Below are 16,225 nucleotides of genomic sequence, written 5' to 3'. Positions count from 1 at the left end.
AATGACAGCAAGCTCGTGAGCGGACGAAGAGCCGAATGCCGGCTTACCCCCATGAAACACTCACGTTGCTGATGCGCAAAACCACGCGCACACCAGACCCTGCATATCGCTTTCGGTTCAAGAGAGCGGGAATTTTCCATTCAAAAAAGAGACGCGTCTCACAGGACGCGTCGAAAAACACAACACAAAACGACAGCTCGGATTGCGCAGACGCCTACAGACACTCATCCAGGAAACTCACCACGGTTCCCATGCAAGCCATCCGCTCCTCGATATGGGGCATATGGCTGGAGTGTTCGAACAACGCCCAGCGAATGTCGGGAACATGATCCACATAGGGTTTGACCACCAACGGCGTCGCTTCATCGTATCGGCCTGAAATCAGCAGGGTCGGCACGCTGATCCGAGGCAAGCGATCGGTGATGGACCAGTCCTTCATGCTGCCGATCACATGGAATTCGGTGGGGCCATTCATGGCGTGATAAACGGTAGGATCGGCATCGATCTGGGCAAAGGTACGGGCGACTTCATCGGGCCAGGGCGTGACACGGCAGACATGACGGTCGTAGAAAACCCGAGCGGCCTCAAAATACTCGGTAGACGTCAAGGTTCCAGCCCGCTCGTGCTTGAGCAGTGTTTGCTGCACCTCTATGGGTAGAAGCTGGCGCAAGCGATTGACTTCAAGGAGCCACGTGGACATGTCCGCCGGGGAGTTGGCGACAATCAACACGCGCAAGCCCGCAGGCTGGAGCACCGCATGTTCGCTGGCCAACATGCCGCCCCAGGATTGCCCCAACAGTGCGTAATTGTCGCGAATGCCCAGATGATCCAGCAGGTTCTCCAACTCATCGAGAAAGAGCGCCACGTTCCAGAACGAGGGGTCTTTTTCCGGAAGATGGGTGGAACGCCCATTGCCCAGTTGGTCGTAATGAATCACCGGATAGCCACTGTTGGCAACATCCTTGAAGGCATCGACATAATCGTGTGTACAGCCCGGGCCGCCATGCAGGATCAGCAGCGGCGTACGGCCACTGCTGAAATCGCCAGTGATGCGATACCAGGTCTGATACGGACCAAAAGGCGCAAAGCCTTCGTGCGTTACAGGAAGATCCATTTCGTGCCGCTCCCTAGAAATCCTGTGGAACACGATACCGGGGACTGGACGGCGGAATAACTAGAGAAACAGATAGGTTTTTACCCGATTTCAGCTATCGAGCAACCGATAGTGCACCGCCCTGACCACGGCCTGGACCCGATTCCTGGCGCCGAGCTTGTGCATTGCAGAAGTCAGGTGGAGGGTGATGGTGGCCAAGGAACGATTCAGTTGCCTGGCGATGTCCGCCGCCGTCAACCCTTCAGCGGCTAATCTCAAGCACTCACGCTCGCGTTTGGTCAGGCGAACCGGGCATGCGCGGGCTTCCTTGCCGAGCAGCGGAAAAGCCGCCTCTTGCAGGGCATGGGAAATCAGGCTGAAGTCGCCCAGCGTTTGCCGGACATCCTGCAGGGTGCTCCCCTTCGTATCGGTGCGCAGCCCGGTCAATGTCGCAAAGCCACCTTTGGGCAAATGCATCGGCACCGTCACGCCACAGGTCATGCGCGAATCCTGCAGGTAGCTCACGACCGGTGCATGACTCTGGCCGATGAACGGCTGCAGCACCGTGTCGGCCTCCGGTCGATAGGACCAGACAAAAGGAGATATGGCATTGATTGCCAGATGCTGGACGGGGTCGATCTGGTAATAACCTTCTTCACACCAGAGCGAGTGCCAATCACGGGGGGTATTGCGCAACTTCAGCACAGTCGGGGTGATCAGTGCCCCATCATGATCCAGCGGCACCGGACTGTAGTCGTACACCAAGGCTTCAAAGCCTAACGCCTGGACCATCCCCAGGGTGTTATCCATCTGTTCGTCCAGGCTCCTGCCAGACACAAGACGGGTATTGAAGTCAGACAGCTTGGCCTGCATCCATTCAGCTCCCTTATTAATTTCAATCCTGAAATCGTGCAAGTAGAATGCCACGCCTGAGCGAGGGAATGCCAGAGATCAAACCTATAAGAATTGCTAGCTTATGGGCGCGTAGCTTCCTCGGTAAGGTTTAGCCAACGGGCGCACCTGAGCAGGAGAGCAATGATGTGGCATGAGATCGAGCCAGACCAGCGGTACGACGTGGAAGTCGATGGTCATCGTCTGGTGGCCTATGGCTTTGGCGACGGCGACGACGTGCTGTTGTGCCTCAATGGCGGCCCGGGATTGCCTTGCGATTATCTGCGTGACAGCCATGGCTGGCTCAAGGAAAAGGGCTTGCGGGTCATCGCTTTCGATCAGTTGGGTACCGGCGCCTCGGCCAGGCCTACTGACGAATCCCTGTGGGACATCACCCGCTATGTGGCGGAGGTAGAGACCGTCCGCCAAGCCCTCGACCTGGGCAAGGTGCACCTGCTGGGGCACTCCTGGGGGGGCTGGCTGGCGATCGAGTACGCCATTCATCACCCTCAATCGCTGAAAACCCTGATCCTGGAAAATACCGTCGGCGATATTCCTCATCTGTCCCTGGAGCTGGGGCGTCTACGGGCTGCCCTGGGCAGCGAGACCGTCGCGATGATGCAGCGCCATGAAGCCTTGGGCACCCTGGATCATCCGCAATACCAGGCGGCCATCACCCTGCTCAACTATCGCCATGTCTGCCGCCTGGACGAGTGGCCAGCACCGGTGACACGTTCCCTGGGCGACTGGAACATGGGGCCTTACATGACCATGCAGGGCCCCAACGAATTTCTCTATACCGGCAATCTCAAGGACTGGAATCGCATCGAGCAGATGGCTGGCTTCGAAATGCCTGTGCTGATCACCACCGGTCAACATGATGAACTGACGCCAGCCTGTGCGATGCGCATGAAAATGGCGCTCAAGGATGTACAACTGAATGTGTTCCCCAACAGCAGCCACATGCCGTTCTACGAAGAGCCCCACGCCTACTTCCCGGTCCTGCTGGACTTTCTGCACCGCCATCGGAACTAGCCCATGAACCTGGCGCGCTACCGTTTCATACTGTCGCGCCCGCTACAGCTGTTGCCGGTGCTGTTTGGCATCAGCATGATCACCTTTGTGCTCGTGCGCTCGATCCCCGGGGACCCCGCCAGGGCGCTGCTGGGCTCGCGCAGCACGCCGGAGGCGCTGATCAGGATTCGTGCCCAGTACGGTCTCGACCAGCCCTTGTGGATGCAGTACTTCTACTTTCTCAAGAACCTGCTCAAAGGCGATCTCGGCCAATCGCTGCTCTACAAAGTCGATGCCTTGAAGCTGATCAGTACCCGCATTGAGCCAACCCTGTTCCTGGTACTCGGCAGCGTACTGCTGGCGCTGCTGATTGCCGTGCCACTGGCCACGGTAGCGGCACGCAACAAGAGCGGGTGGCAGGATCATCTGATTCGCCTGTTCACCACGGCAGGGCTCGGCATGCCGGCGTTCTGGCTAGGCATCATGTTGATCCTGCTGCTCAGTGTGCAGTTGGGACTGTTCCCGGTCTCAGGCTATGGACGTACAGGGTGGGACAAACTGCATCACATGGTTTTGCCGTGCCTGACCATTGCCTTGGCACTCTCCGCCGTTCTGGTGCGCAACCTGCGCGCCAGCATGCTCATGGAGCTACAAGCCGACCATGCCACCGCCGCACGGGCCCGGGGCTTGTCCGAGCGGGAGATATTTCGCCGGCATGTGCTGCCCAACTCCCTGGTACCGGCGGTCAACCTGCTGGCGGTAAACATCGGCTGGTTGATCAGCGGCACGGTGGTCATCGAAAGTCTGTTTGCCATTCCCGGCATCGGTCAATTGCTGGTACGCGGCATCTTTACCCGCGACTACATGGTGGTCCAAGGCGTGGCCATGGTGCTGGCCCTCGCCACCGTCACGGTCAATTTCCTCGCCGATGTGCTGACCGTGATGATTGATCCGCGGGTGAACATGCGATGAGCGGCCAGACCCTCAGTCCCACCTGGCGTCTTGCGCTGCGTTTCGGCCTGCGCAACGGTCGCCTGGCCACCGTGCTAGGCCTGGCGATTCTGTTTGGCTGGCTGTTGCTCGCCCTCTTGGCCCCCTGGGTCGCGCCCTTCGATCCGATTGCCCAGAACACCGATATTCGCCTGCTGGGGCCGAGCCTGGCCCATCCGTTCGGCACGGACAATTTCGGCCGCGACGTTCTTTCCCGAGTGATCTGGGGTGCGCGCATTGACTTGCAGATTTCCGTGATCGGAGTGGTTTTCCCGTTCTTGATCGGCACTTGCGTCGGCGCCTTGGCCGGCTATATCGGTGGCCGCTTCGACACGATCTGCATGCGCCTGATCGATATTATCCTGGCCTTCCCCTTCCTGGTGCTGATGTTGGCAATCATGGCCATCCTCGGCCCCGGCCTGGGCAGCTTTTATATTGCGATGGCCCTGGTGGGCTGGGTGTCCTATGCACGGCTGATCCGTTCGCAGATCCTGGTGCTCAAGCAAAGCGATTTCGCCTTGGCGGCCAAAAGCCTGGGCTTCGGCCATGGACGCATTCTGTTTCGGCACCTGTTGCCCAATGCCATGTTCGGTTCGATCGTGTTTTCCATGTCCGACGCGGTGCTGGTACTGCTCAATGGGGCGGCGGTCAGCTATCTCGGCCTGGGGGTCCAGCCACCCACCGCCGAGTGGGGCACGATGGTCGCCGAGGGCCAGAGTTTCATCACCAACGCCTGGTGGATCTGCACCTTCCCGGGACTGGCGATCGTCACCTTGGCCATGGGCTTCAGCCTGCTGGCCGACGGTGTCGCCGAGCACCTCGGAGAACGCCCATGAGCACACCGGTGTTGCACGTCGAGGACCTCAGCGTGATCGCCGGCCACGGTGAGGGCGAAGTCACGCTGGTGGATCGCGTGTCATTTGACTTGGCCGAAGGCGAAATCCTCGGTCTGGTGGGTGAAAGCGGTTCAGGCAAGACGATGGCCTGCCGGGCCTTGATGCGCTTGCTGCCCTCTGCAAACCTGCGGGTCCAGGGCAAGGCCGTGCGCCTTGCCGGCAAGGAGCTGCTGACACTGGATGAAGCCGACATGCGAGGCATACGGGGTCGGCGGCTAGGGATGATTTTTCAGAATCCCGGTAGTCATCTTGACCCGTTGATGCGTATTGGCGAACAGATCGGCGAGGGCATACGCCTGCATCAGGGGGCGTCCAAGCGTGAAGCACGGGCGAAGGCCATTGATGTGTTACGCCAGGTGGGCATTCCCGATCCGCTAACGCGGGTCGACAGTTATCCCCATGAGTTTTCCGGTGGCATGCGTCAACGCGCCATGATCGCCGTGGCATTGGGTTGCAACCCCCAGGTGCTGATCGCCGATGAGCCGACCACCGCCCTGGATGTCACGGTACAGGCACAGATCCTGCGCCTGCTCCTGGATTTGCGCGACCAACGTGGGCTGTCCATCATCATGATCACCCACGACCTGGGGATCGTCGCCCAGACCTGTGATTCCATCGCGGTGATGTACGCCGGCCGGCTCTGCGAACACGGCAACAAGCTTGATCTGCTGGCTCACCCACGACATCCCTATACGGCGGCCCTGATCGACTGCCAACCGGCTACCAGCGCCGGCCATGCCATGCTCAAAACCATCGTCGGCCAGCCGCCTCTGCTGAATGCGCTGCCCACCGGTTGCCGCTTCAATCCTCGCTGCCTTCAACAGGGCAGCCAGTGCACGCGGCTGTTGCCACAGATGCAAGTCACGACAGAAGCACACCGAGTCGCCTGCCATTACCCGCTGCCTGTGGGAGCTTCGTCATGACCCTGTTGCACGTGAAAGATCTGCAGGTGCGCTTCGCCGCCCCCGGCAGTGGTCCGTTCGGAATCAACAGGCAATGGGTGAGCGCCGTCAACGGCGTGTCGCTGAGTCTGGCCGCCGGAGAGGTGCTTGGGTTGGTGGGGGAGTCGGGCAGCGGCAAGAGCACCCTGGGTCGGGCCATCTTGCGCCTCACTGAGGTCAGCGCCGGACAGATCCTGTTCGATGGCGTGGATATGGCTCAAGGCAAGCGGATCGACATCGAGCGACTGCGCCACGAAACCGCGATGATTTTCCAGGATCCTTATACCGCCCTCAATCCACGGATGAGCATTGGCGACACCCTGGCTGAAGTGCTGCGAGTGCGCTGTGCGATTCCTGCATCGCTGATTCGCCAGCGGGTCGATGAACTGCTGAACCTGGTCGGCCTGCGACCGGAGCTGGCCCACCGCAAACCGGGCTCGTTGAGTGGCGGTCAATGCCAACGTGTGGGGATCGCTCGGGCACTGGCCATCGAGCCACGGTTGATCATCGCCGATGAATGCGTGGCCGCGCTGGACGTTTCCATCCAGGGACAGATCATCAACCTGCTGCTGGAGCTGCGACAGCGCATGAACCTGGCGATTCTGTTCATTGCCCACGACCTGGCGATCGTTCGGCGGCTCTGTGATCGGGTCGCCGTGATGTACCTCGGCGAGATCGTCGAGCAAGGCCCCACGGAAGCCGTGTTCAGCAGCCCGCGGCATCCTTATACCGTCGCGCTGATCCAGTCCATTCCACACATCGACCCGACTCGACCGTTGCTGAGCGCCCCCCTGCCTGGCGAGCCACCCAGCCCCCTGAACCTTCCATCCGGCTGCGTTTTTCACCCGCGCTGCCGGTATGCACAACCCATCTGCGCGAAAACGCCGCCCCCCAGCCATGACATCAATGGACATCGTTATAGCTGTGTGCTCGGAGAGCCATTGCTCTAAAAAACATTCATCAATAGGGAGTTTGACCATGCGATCGAAACACTTGAAGTTGCTGACCGCCGCGACGTTGACCGTTTGCACACTGGCGGCCGGTGTCGCCCAGGCAGCAGGCGTGCTGACCATCGGTTGCCGTGAAGAAAGTACGACGTTCGACCCGATCAAAAGCGCGCAGAACCGTGATAACTGGGTGTTCTCCAATGTCTACGACGTATTGGTGCGCGTCGACAACACCGGCACCAAGCTGGTACCGGGGTTGGCCGAAAGCTGGCAGGTTTCCGACGATGGCATGACCTATACCTTCAAGCTACGTTCGGCCAAGTTCTCCGACGGCTCAGCGATTACCGCCAGCGATGCAGCGTTCAGTCTGTTGCGCATCCGCGACAACAAAGGGTCGCTGTGGAGCGACTCCTACAAGATTATCGACAAGGCCCAGGCAACCGACCCGCAGACACTGGTGGTGACACTCACGAGCCCTTCAGTGCCCTTCCTCGCGCAGTTGGCGTTGCCCAACGTCTCCATCCTGTCGCAAAAGGCCATGGAGAAAATGGGTGAAGAAGCCTATGCCCAGGACCCCGTTGCTTCTGGCGCCTTTATCGTCAAGGAGTGGCTACGCGGTGATCGCGTGGTGCTGGAGAAGAACCCCCACTTCTGGCAGGCCGACAAGGTGAGCCTGGATGGCGTGGAATGGATCTCCATCCCGGATGACAATACGCGGATGTTGAAGGTACAGGCCGGTGAACTGGATTCGGCGATCTTCGTGCCCTTCTCCCGCGTCGAAACCCTGAAGAAAGATCCCAACCTGATCGTACACATGGATCCCTCCACCCGTGAGGATCATCTGCTGATCAACCATGAGCACGGCCTGCTGGGCAAGCCAGAAGTACGTCAGGCCCTGGACCTTGCGATCAACAAAAAATCCCTGGTCGATACCGTGACCTTCGGCCATGGCCAGGTGGCTTATTCCTACATTCCTAAAGGAGCGCTTTATCACAATGCCGATAATCTGCAGCGCCCGTACGACCCGGAAAAAGCCAAAAAAATGCTGGCCGATGCAGGCGCCTCAGGCCTGAAGCTCAACTATGTGGTCAATGCGGGCAATGAAGCTGACGAGCAGATCGCCGTGCTGGTCCAGCAACAGCTCGCAGCAGTCGGCGTGACAGCCACCTTGCAGAAAGTCGACCCAACCCAGAGTTGGCAGATGCTGATCGACGGCGACTACGATCTGTCCGTGATGTACTGGACCAACGACATCCTCGACCCGGACCAGAAGACCACCTTCGTGCTGGGACATGACACCAACATGAATTACATGACCCGCTACAAGAACGACAAGGTCAAGGATCTGGTCGCGGCCGCGCGGGTAGAAGTGGACCCGACCAAGCGCAAGCAGATGTATACCGACCTTCAGGCAATCGCCAAGCAGGACGTCAACTGGATCGATCTCTACTACAGCCCGTACATCAATATTTCGCGCAAGAACATCGAGCACTTCCAACAAAACCCACTGGGACGCTTCTCTCTTGAGGAAACAGTGAAGCGCTAGCGAGTAGTGGCTTTCATCCGAGTCGGATAGGGTCCGTGGCAACGCCTTGATCACGAATCGAGGCTTGCCACTTGATGGCCGAGCAACATCGGCCGCTCCCCGGTCACCTCACACAGCAGCGCTGTGACGGCGTTCCCTTCAACCGTGCCATGGTCTTGCAGAAAGCCCGCCACGGCGCTGACCGCCGGCCAGTAACGGTGCACCAGGCAACTGCAACGAGCGATGGCCTGGGCTTGGGCGTCGAGCAGCTTGCGCGGTGGCAGCAGGCTGATCAGCTCCTGCCCCCGGTCCAGGTCACCCCGGCCGCTGCCCCTGAACAGCCGGTCGGACCTGCGGTGCCGGTAGACCGCTTCGGCCACAGGCCCGGCGAAGCAATGGAGCAGGTCACGCTCGATGGCATCGATCATCGAGGGCAGGTATTCAGCGATCCCCGGCGCGTCGAAGGCCGGGCGCGAAACAAGGTAGTCGGCTTCGACCAACCCTTCTGCGTATTGCGGGTTGCCGTGCAGGTCGAACAGCGGCCCCGCCCAGGCTTCGACCTTGGTACGCACGGTGATGCGCTTTATCGGTAGGCCATTCCACCAAAAGGCCAGGGCATGACCCGCTTCGTGGAAGGCCGTGCTGCGCGGGCATTTGTTCATGATGGGGTCCGTCACGGCAGGCGCCGTTCATATCATCTGCCTCCCCCTCGGGCGCCGATAAAAGATTGTCCCTATCGACCGTTAATACTGCGCCTATTAGCTATCTGCCAAAGGAGGACTAGCCTGAATTCAGGCTGGTGCAATCCGGCCCGTGAAACCTGACAAGAGATACGAAGCGTTCAGAAACGTACTGGGCTTGCCGTGGGCCACCGTACTGGCAATTAGATGTTGCCGCGTAGCCAAACATGATCAGTTGAGCGAACTGTGAGCCCTGCGCCCTGTGTCATTTATTTCGCCTGTCGCTATTCGAAGCCCGCCGGGCTGGATAGCTGGATGAATACGACCAAAGGTAGCTTCTCATGGCAAACGAATCGAAATGCCCGTTCAATCACGCCGCTGGCGGTGGCACGACGAACCGCGACTGGTGGCCGAACCAACTGAATCTGAAGATCCTGCACCAGCACTCCTCGCTGTCCGACCCAATGGGCGAGGACTTCAACTATGCCGAAGCGTTCAAGCGCCTGGACTTCCAGGCCTTGAAACAAGACCTGAATGCGCTGATGACCGACTCGCAAGACTGGTGGCCGGCGGACTTCGGCCACTATGGGCCGCTCTTTGTCCGCATGGCCTGGCACAGTGCAGGCACCTACCGCACCGGTGATGGGCGCGGTGGGGCGGGTTCCGGCCAGCAGCGGTTTGCACCGCTCAACAGTTGGCCCGACAACGTCAGCCTCGACAAGGCGCGTCGGCTGCTGTGGCCGATCAAGCAGAAGTATGGTCGCAACATCTCCTGGGCCGACCTGATCGTCCTTACCGGCAACGTCGCGCTGGAGTCCATGGGCTTCAAGACCTTCGGCTTTTCCGGTGGTCGCGCCGATGTCTGGGAACCGGATGAAGACGTCTACTGGGGTTCCGAAAACAAATGGCTGGGGGGCGATGTTCGCTACGGCAAGCCCGACAAAGCCGCCATGCAGGATCCCGGCGAAGGCCAATTGGTGGCCGAACCTGGCAACGAAGAAAGCCGCACTGACGAAGGACGTAACCTGGAGAACCCACTGGCCGCCGTGCAGATGGGGCTGATCTACGTCAACCCGGAAGGCCCCGAGGGCCAGCCGGACCCGGTCGCCGCCGGGCTGGATATTCGCGAAACCTTCGCCCGCATGGCGATGGACGACGAAGAAACCGTGGCACTGATTGCCGGCGGCCACGCCTTCGGCAAGACCCACGGCGCCGGGCCTGCGGACAATGTCGGCGCCGAGCCCGAAGCCGCTGGCCTGGAGCTGCAAGGCCTGGGCTGGAAGAGCACCTTCGGCACCGGCAAGGGGCCCGATACCATCACCAGTGGCCTGGAAGTCACCTGGACCACCACGCCCACTCGCTGGAGCAACAATTACCTGGAAAACCTGTTCGGCTTCGAATGGGAACTGACCAAGAGCCCGGCAGGCGCGCATCAATGGACACCGAAAAACGGCGCCGGCGCGGGCATCATCCCCGATGCCCATGACCCGGCCAAACGGCGTAATCCAACGATGCTGACCACCGACCTGGCCCTGCGCTTCGACCCGATCTACGAAAAAATCTCCCGGCGTTTCCTGGAAAACCCGGAGCAGTTGTCCGACGCCTTTGCCCGTGCCTGGTTCAAGCTGATCCACCGCGACATGGGCCCGCTCTCACGCTACCTCGGCCCGGAACTGCCCAACGAAGAACTGTTGTGGCAGGACCCTATCCCGGCGGTCGACCATCCGCTGGTCAACGACAGCGACATCGCCACCCTCAAAGCCAAGCTGCTGGCCTCGGGCCTCACGGTTTCACAACTGGTGTCCACGGCGTGGGCCGCGGCTTCCACCTTCCGTGGTTCCGACAAACGCGGCGGTGCCAACGGTGGCCGCCTGCGCCTGGCCCCGCAGAAGGATTGGCCAGCCAACCAGCCAGAACAACTGGCCCAAGTGCTGGCGACCCTGGAAAGGGTTCGGAGCGAGTTCAACGCCGCCCAAGCCGACGGCAAGAAAATCTCCCTGGCGGACCTGATCGTGCTGGCCGGCAGCGCCGGTATTGAACAGGCCGCGAAAAATGCCGGGCTCAGCGTGACGGTACCCTTCACGCCAGGACGCATGGACGCGAGCCAGGAGCAGACCGACGTCGAGTCGTTCGGTTTTCTCGAACCCATTGCCGATGGTTTCCGCAACTACCTCAAGGGCCGGTACCGCGTGTCCGCCGAGGCGCTGCTGATCGACAAGGCACAACTGCTGACCCTCACTGCCCCGCAAATGACGGCACTGATTGGCGGCCTGCGAGTGCTGGATACCAACGTCGGCCACACTGCCCACGGTGTCTTTACCCAACGGCCAGGGACGTTGAGCAACGACTTTTTCGTCAACCTGCTCGACATGGGCGTGGAATGGAAAGCCCTTTCCGACACCCAGGAAACCTTCGAAGCTCGCGACCGCAAGACCGGCCAGGTCAAATGGACCGGCACTCGCGTTGACCTGGTCTTCGGCTCCAACGCGCAGCTGCGGGCCCTGGCCGAAGTCTATGCCAGCCCGGATGCCCAGGAGCAGTTCGTCAAGGACTTCATCGCGGCGTGGGTCAAGGTGATGAACCTGGATCGGTTCGATCTGCGGTGAGAGGCGTCCAAACCCATGAGGTCGTGCAGGGAAGCGACCTCATGAACTTTTCTTCACCCCACGCCTGCCTGTGATTGGGTAAAGTCCCCTCGCTCATTCAAGAAACTAAGGTTTTAGCCCGCGCTCCCAGCGGGCTTTTTTTTGCCTGGCGTTCAGGCTGACGAAGCGCGTTGCCCAACGCAGGCTGCTCCAAGGCCGCTCGCCCATAAAACAGCAACGCCATCAGCCAACAACTCAACCAGACGAAAATCCCCGCCCAGAACGTGTGGGACATGTAGTGCCACCCCTGCAGGACCCGGGTCGTGCCGTAGACAAACCCCAGGGCCAGCGCCCCATACATCAAGGCTTTCGAATGACGCCAGCGATAGCGGCGGGCGACGAAATACAGCGCCAGCATCGTGAAGCCGCCGGACGCATGGCCGCCGGGCCAGCAACGACCGTCACCGGCGACGTTCAGCAGGTCGAAATTCTGGAACCATTCCTTGTGCTCGATCTTGCCGGCGTACTGGGTGGTTTCCACTGGGCAGTACACGCTGGTGTGGCCCTTGAGGTAATGGATCACCCCGGTGCTGAGGGAAAAGGCGAAGACCACGTAGAGAAAGTCGCGACGGTGCTTGTGGGCAAAACGCAGTGGCTTGCTCAGTCGGGTCTTATCCAGCAGGCGAAGCAGCCCAGGGTGTTTTTCCGGTTTGAAGATCGGCCAGAAAAACGCCAACAACGCCCCTACTATGGCCGCCTCGCCGGTCCAGTTCGGGATGACCCTCGCCCACTTGTGGGTGATTTGCTCGAACAGCCGCACGTGCTCTAACGGAAAGACCTGATGCAGCGGATCGTAGAAAAGATCGCTGATGGCGATGTCGATGCGGGTCAGGTCGAACAGCAGGAACACCACAGCGGCACAGACCAGAGGAACTCCGAGGTTGAGGCCGTAGAAACGGGCGCGAGCAGACGTCAGCATGAGCGGTCCTAATCGTGGGAAAAGTTACTGAAACGCCACCGAGTGCCAGTCAGAGGCCTCGATAAACCCAAGCAAGCGTGGCGCTTGGGGCTGGGCGGTGGAAACGAACAGCGAAGCGCCATAGCCGAACGCCGAAGTCGGGCGCTGGAGCGCGGTTTCCATGGCCTGCATGCATTCGCTATGGGTGACCAGAATCAGGTTGCGCCCCACCACCTTGTGGGCCAGGGCATTACGCAGCAGGTCATGCCGGCAATTGATCAGCCAATCGTCACCGGTGCCCACCTTGTTGAACATGTACCCCGCCGTCTGGGCCGCACGCACCAGCGGGCTGTTGTAGAGGTCGACGTTGTCCAGGCCCAGTTGCTCGAACCGGGCACCGAGGCCCACCGCAACGGCACGGGCGCGGTCCGTGATGCCCTCGCGGTCATTCAGGCACGCGGCCTTGGAGTGGTCGCAGCGCTCGACATGGCGCACCAGCACGATCATCTCGCCCTTGGCCCAGCCATCGGCCAAGCCACGGGCACCGGCGATATTGCCATGGGCCAGGTCCGGCACCGCTGCCGGGCTCAGCAGCCAGAAGGTCAACGGGATCACCAGCAGCGCCGAAGCCAGCACGACCAGGGTATTTTGGTAACGGGCAAACCAGCGCGTATCGATCGAGCGCGTCAGGCCGAAAAGGCTCAGTCTCAGTTCCACATCAAGCCGCCCCGACGGCATCCACCCAGTCATTCGAAGGCGCGACAGTAGAGAGGCCGACGTAGGCAGGCAGTGAAACCGATGTGAAAAAAAGCTTCAGATCCAGGCCCCCCCGCCGATACAGCCCTGCTACATGCTCTTGCTGGCTCTTAAAAACAACAATCTTCCAGCCAATCGATGATCAAGCAGCACAACGTTCCTGGAGGAATTTGATGAATAGCTGGTTTGGCAACATTAGCGTCAACATGAAATTGGGCCTGGGCTTCGGCCTGGTGCTGGTCCTGACCTGCCTGCTGGCCCTGACCAGTTGGACCAGCCTGGGCGGTCTGATCCAGCGCAGCAACTGGATGAGCGACATCACTCAGCTCAACGCCAGCCTGACCAAACTGCGCGTCAGCCGCCTGCAATACATGCTGACCAATGGCGACGAAACCGCCGCACAAAATGTGCAGACCACCCTCGATGGTTTCGTGGCACAACAAAACGCCCTGCTCAGCAGTTTCAAGAGCCCGGCAAACGTCAAGCTGCTCAAGGAGCAGAGCGCGGTCATCGGTGCCTATCAGGTGTCCCTGAACAAAATGCGCAGCGCCTATCGCGCCGGGAACAGCGCCCGCGATGTCATGGGCGCGAACGCCGACGTCGCCTACAAACTGATCGAGGACCTCGACGCCGACGTGCGGCAAATGGCCCTCAGCGATGAACGTTTCACCCAGTTCCAGGCCATCACCGAGGCCAAACAGGCCTTCATGCTGGCCCGCTATGAAGTGCGCGGCTACACCGCCAACAGCAACGCCGACACCGAACGCAAGGCCATCGCCCAACTGGACGCCGCCATCGCGTCGCTCAAGCCCTTGAATGAACATTTCTCCAGCAGCCGCCAGGATGAACTGCGCCAGCTGGAAAACGCCCTGACCCAGTACCGCAGCGCCGTGCAGGCCTTCAAGCTGGCCACCGCCGATGTGGTCCAGGCCCGCAAGGAAATGACCGACCAGGGCGCGACCATCGTGGCCTTGAGCGAGCAGCTGTACCAGATCCAACTCGACCGCCGCGACGCTGAAAGCGCCGAGGCCCGCACCCTGCAACTGATCAGCACCTTGCTGGCGTTGCTGATGGGCGTCATTGCCGCCGTGATCATCACGCGCCAGATCACCGGCCCGCTGCGCGAAACCCTGGCCGTGGTCGAACGCATTGCCAGTGGCGACCTGTCGCAGAATGTCATCGTCACCCGCCGTGACGAACTGGGCGTGCTGCAACAAGGCATCGCACGCATGGGCGTGACCCTGCGCGACCTGATCAGCGGCATCCGCGATGGCGTGACCCAGATCGCCAGCGCCGCCGAAGAATTGTCCGCCGTGACCGAGCAGACCAGCGCCGGGGTCAACAGCCAGAAAGTCGAGACCGACCAGGTCGCCACTGCCATGCACGAGATGACCGCCACGGTCCAGGAGGTCGCGCGCAACGCCGAAGAGGCCTCCCAGGCAGCCGCCGCCGCGGATGGCGAGGCCCGCGCCGGCGACCAGGTGGTCAGCGAAGCCATCGCCCAGATCGAACGCCTGGCCAGCGAGGTGGTGCGTTCCACCGACGCCATGACTGTGCTGCAACAGGAAAGCGACAAGATCGGCAGCGTCATGGACGTGATCAAGGCCGTGGCCGAGCAGACCAACCTGTTGGCCCTCAACGCCGCCATCGAAGCGGCCCGCGCCGGTGAAGCCGGGCGTGGTTTCGCCGTGGTGGCCGACGAAGTCCGTGGCCTGGCCCAGCGCACACAGAAATCCACCGAGGAAATCGAAGGCCTGGTGGCCGGCCTGCAGAACGGTACCCAGCAAGTGGCCGCCGTGATGAACAACAGCCGCAGCCTCACCGACAGCAGCGTGGCCCTGACACGCAAGGCTGGGGAGTCCCTGGGAAACATCACCCGCACGGTGTCGAACATCCAGTCGATGAACCAGCAGATCGCCGCCGCTGCCGAGCAGCAAAGCGCCGTGGCCGAGGAGATCAGCCGCAGCATCATCAACGTGCGCGACGTCTCCGAACAGACCGCCGCCGCCAGCGAAGAAACCGCCGCTTCCAGCGTGGAACTGGCGCGGCTGGGTAGTCAATTGCAGATGATGGTGAGCCACTTCAGGGTTTGATCATGGACAACGCCCGGTTCCGATGGGATACGGGCGTTATGGATGAAGCCCCTTCAAGTGTTCCAGGGGTTGATGACTTCAACCCCTGAGCACTCAAAGTCTCGGGTATTGCGAGTTGCAATCAGCGCCCCATGAGTACGGCAAATAGCGGCAATCTGTGCATCAGCCATGCCGGCCGTCCTCCCCTTCGCCTCGCATGACGCAACGAGGGTCGCGTACTCAACCGCCGCATGGGCATCGAAAGGCAGGATCCTGCCAGCAAAATCCTCTTCGAACATTGCCATTGCATGGGCTTCAAGCTTTTGCTTGCGCTTGCCGGAAGGCAGCCGGGCGACACCATGAAGAATTTCCGCCACGGTGACAGCGCAAATGACCAGTTCCATTGCAGGCTGCAAATCAACCCAGGCCAGGACACTGGCGTTCGGCTCTGCACGCATGAACTCTGAAATCACGTTGGTATCGAGCACTATCATTCAGATAAATCCGCCGCATTGGCCCTTTCGTCACGCGCAGGCAGATCCAGCTCCACACCGCCCAGGGCACTGAATCTGTTTCGGATACGACTCCCCAATCCACCTTCAGGGCTCACTCTTGCCAAGGCACGCCCTAAAATCAGCCGGGCCTCTTCCTCCATGGAGTGGCCGTTATGGGCTGCCGCGATACGCAGTTGTTCCTTTATCTGATCGTCCAGGTTTCGAATAGTGAGGCTGGCCATAAAACACCTGCAATCAATGAAATCATTGATTGCAAGCTAGTTTAAAGCGCTCAACTTGTCCAGCGGCCACTCACCCGCCCCCGGGGCCACCGTAATTAAAAACCGCCCCACGCATCGCCCTTTCGTACACATCTTCCCCTG

General features: G+C 60.5%; 15 protein-coding genes. 8 read left to right on the top strand and 7 right to left on the bottom strand.

From position 1 onward, the window contains the following. Window positions 1-214: 214 nt before the first annotated feature. Window positions 215-1,114, bottom strand: a complete 900-nt coding sequence (locus tag BM317_RS23105; protein WP_092173708.1) for a proline iminopeptidase-family hydrolase — start codon at window positions 1,112-1,114, stop codon at window positions 215-217. 90 nt (window positions 1,115-1,204) lie between these two features. Beyond that, complete coding sequence (locus BM317_RS23100) at window positions 1,205-1,966, bottom strand: LuxR family transcriptional regulator (protein WP_092173711.1); 762 nt, start codon at window positions 1,964-1,966, stop codon at window positions 1,205-1,207. Window positions 1,967-2,131: 165 nt separating this feature from the next. Here BM317_RS23100 and BM317_RS23095 point away from each other — a divergent pair, with 165 nt between their 5' ends. Genes BM317_RS23095 through BM317_RS23070 form a run of 6 tightly spaced genes read left to right on the top strand, consistent with a single transcriptional unit; the run spans window position 2,132 to window position 8,318 of the window. Then, the gene (locus BM317_RS23095) at window positions 2,132-3,019 is read left to right on the top strand and encodes a proline iminopeptidase-family hydrolase (RefSeq protein WP_092476420.1); all 888 of its coding nucleotides are present in this window, start codon (window positions 2,132-2,134) and stop codon (window positions 3,017-3,019) included. Between the two features lie 3 nt (window positions 3,020-3,022). Next, window positions 3,023-3,970 (top strand): ABC transporter permease, encoded by a 948-nt coding sequence (locus BM317_RS23090; RefSeq protein WP_092476418.1) that lies wholly within the window; start codon window positions 3,023-3,025, stop codon window positions 3,968-3,970. Continuing rightward, entirely contained in the window at window positions 3,967-4,824 is an 858-nt protein-coding gene (locus tag BM317_RS23085; protein ID WP_092173723.1) for an ABC transporter permease, read from the top strand. The genes BM317_RS23090 and BM317_RS23085 overlap by 4 nt, the downstream gene beginning before the upstream one ends. Continuing rightward, window positions 4,821-5,807: an ABC transporter ATP-binding protein gene (locus tag BM317_RS23080; protein WP_092476416.1), complete on the top strand. Its 987-nt coding sequence runs from the start codon at window positions 4,821-4,823 to the stop codon at window positions 5,805-5,807. The genes BM317_RS23085 and BM317_RS23080 overlap by 4 nt, the downstream gene beginning before the upstream one ends. Continuing rightward, a complete protein-coding gene (locus BM317_RS23075; RefSeq protein ID WP_092173732.1) occupies window positions 5,804-6,775 on the top strand; it encodes an ABC transporter ATP-binding protein in 972 nt (323 codons plus the stop codon). The genes BM317_RS23080 and BM317_RS23075 overlap by 4 nt, the downstream gene beginning before the upstream one ends. A gap of 28 nt (window positions 6,776-6,803) precedes the next feature. Continuing rightward, complete coding sequence (locus BM317_RS23070) at window positions 6,804-8,318, top strand: ABC transporter substrate-binding protein (RefSeq protein WP_092173737.1); 1,515 nt, start codon at window positions 6,804-6,806, stop codon at window positions 8,316-8,318. Window positions 8,319-8,368: 50 nt separating this feature from the next. On the opposite strand, the gene BM317_RS23065 is transcribed toward BM317_RS23070, so the two are convergent. Further along, window positions 8,369-8,959, bottom strand: a complete 591-nt coding sequence (locus tag BM317_RS23065; protein ID WP_092476414.1) for a hypothetical protein — start codon at window positions 8,957-8,959, stop codon at window positions 8,369-8,371. A 359-nt stretch (window positions 8,960-9,318) separates the two neighbouring features. On the opposite strand from BM317_RS23065, the gene katG reads away from it, so the two are divergent. Further along, window positions 9,319-11,583: a catalase/peroxidase HPI gene (katG, locus tag BM317_RS23060; protein WP_092476413.1), complete on the top strand. Its 2,265-nt coding sequence runs from the start codon at window positions 9,319-9,321 to the stop codon at window positions 11,581-11,583. Between the two features lie 97 nt (window positions 11,584-11,680). On the opposite strand, the gene BM317_RS23055 is transcribed toward katG, so the two are convergent. Both BM317_RS23055 and BM317_RS23050 read right to left on the bottom strand, forming a co-directional pair. Next, window positions 11,681-12,541 carry a phosphatase PAP2 family protein gene (locus BM317_RS23055; RefSeq protein WP_092173748.1) on the bottom strand — a complete coding sequence of 287 codons (861 nt, stop codon included), beginning with the start codon at window positions 12,539-12,541 and terminating at the stop codon, window positions 11,681-11,683. Between the two features lie 24 nt (window positions 12,542-12,565). Next, entirely contained in the window at window positions 12,566-13,237 is a 672-nt protein-coding gene (locus BM317_RS23050) for a lipopolysaccharide core heptose(II)-phosphate phosphatase PmrG (protein WP_092476426.1), read from the bottom strand. Window positions 13,238-13,449: 212 nt separating this feature from the next. Between BM317_RS23050 and BM317_RS23045 the strand changes: the two genes are divergently transcribed. After that, the gene (locus tag BM317_RS23045) at window positions 13,450-15,369 is read left to right on the top strand and encodes a HAMP domain-containing methyl-accepting chemotaxis protein (RefSeq protein WP_092173751.1); all 1,920 of its coding nucleotides are present in this window, start codon (window positions 13,450-13,452) and stop codon (window positions 15,367-15,369) included. A 53-nt stretch (window positions 15,370-15,422) separates the two neighbouring features. Here BM317_RS23045 and BM317_RS23040 read toward each other — a convergent pair whose 3' ends face one another. Continuing rightward, window positions 15,423-15,842: a type II toxin-antitoxin system VapC family toxin gene (locus tag BM317_RS23040; protein WP_092476411.1), complete on the bottom strand. Its 420-nt coding sequence runs from the start codon at window positions 15,840-15,842 to the stop codon at window positions 15,423-15,425. Further along, window positions 15,839-16,084 (bottom strand): FitA-like ribbon-helix-helix domain-containing protein, encoded by a 246-nt coding sequence (locus BM317_RS23035; RefSeq protein WP_092173759.1) that lies wholly within the window; start codon window positions 16,082-16,084, stop codon window positions 15,839-15,841. The genes BM317_RS23040 and BM317_RS23035 overlap by 4 nt, the downstream gene beginning before the upstream one ends. Window positions 16,085-16,225 lie beyond the last annotated feature (141 nt).

The sequence above is a fragment of the Pseudomonas sp. NFACC24-1 genome, from assembly GCF_900115235.1.
GTDB classification, from domain to species: domain Bacteria; phylum Pseudomonadota; class Gammaproteobacteria; order Pseudomonadales; family Pseudomonadaceae; genus Aquipseudomonas; species Aquipseudomonas fluorescens_AA.
Note: the sequence above shows the minus strand (reverse complement) of the source record. Positions and strands in the feature narration are given on the sequence as shown.

Bases quoted from the DNA above. Each gene is read 5' to 3' on its own strand.
- BM317_RS23055 (WP_092173748.1), bottom strand. From the start codon at position 12,541: ATGCTGACGTCTGCTCGCGCCCGTTTCTACGGCCTCAACCTCGGAGTT.
- BM317_RS23040 (WP_092476411.1), bottom strand. From the start codon at position 15,842: ATGATAGTGCTCGATACCAACGTGATTTCAGAGTTCATGCGTGCAGAG.
- BM317_RS23070 (WP_092173737.1), top strand. From the start codon at position 6,804: ATGCGATCGAAACACTTGAAGTTGCTGACCGCCGCGACGTTGACCGTT.
- BM317_RS23065 (WP_092476414.1), bottom strand. From the start codon at position 8,959: ATGAACAAATGCCCGCGCAGCACGGCCTTCCACGAAGCGGGTCATGCC.
- BM317_RS23075 (WP_092173732.1), top strand. From the start codon at position 5,804: ATGACCCTGTTGCACGTGAAAGATCTGCAGGTGCGCTTCGCCGCCCCC.
- BM317_RS23085 (WP_092173723.1), top strand. From the start codon at position 3,967: ATGAGCGGCCAGACCCTCAGTCCCACCTGGCGTCTTGCGCTGCGTTTC.
- BM317_RS23045 (WP_092173751.1), top strand. From the start codon at position 13,450: ATGAATAGCTGGTTTGGCAACATTAGCGTCAACATGAAATTGGGCCTG.
- BM317_RS23105 (WP_092173708.1), bottom strand. From the start codon at position 1,114: ATGGATCTTCCTGTAACGCACGAAGGCTTTGCGCCTTTTGGTCCGTAT.
- BM317_RS23090 (WP_092476418.1), top strand. From the start codon at position 3,023: ATGAACCTGGCGCGCTACCGTTTCATACTGTCGCGCCCGCTACAGCTG.
- BM317_RS23100 (WP_092173711.1), bottom strand. From the start codon at position 1,966: ATGCAGGCCAAGCTGTCTGACTTCAATACCCGTCTTGTGTCTGGCAGG.
- katG (WP_092476413.1), top strand. From the start codon at position 9,319: ATGGCAAACGAATCGAAATGCCCGTTCAATCACGCCGCTGGCGGTGGC.
- BM317_RS23095 (WP_092476420.1), top strand. From the start codon at position 2,132: ATGTGGCATGAGATCGAGCCAGACCAGCGGTACGACGTGGAAGTCGAT.
- BM317_RS23080 (WP_092476416.1), top strand. From the start codon at position 4,821: ATGAGCACACCGGTGTTGCACGTCGAGGACCTCAGCGTGATCGCCGGC.
- BM317_RS23035 (WP_092173759.1), bottom strand. From the start codon at position 16,084: ATGGCCAGCCTCACTATTCGAAACCTGGACGATCAGATAAAGGAACAA.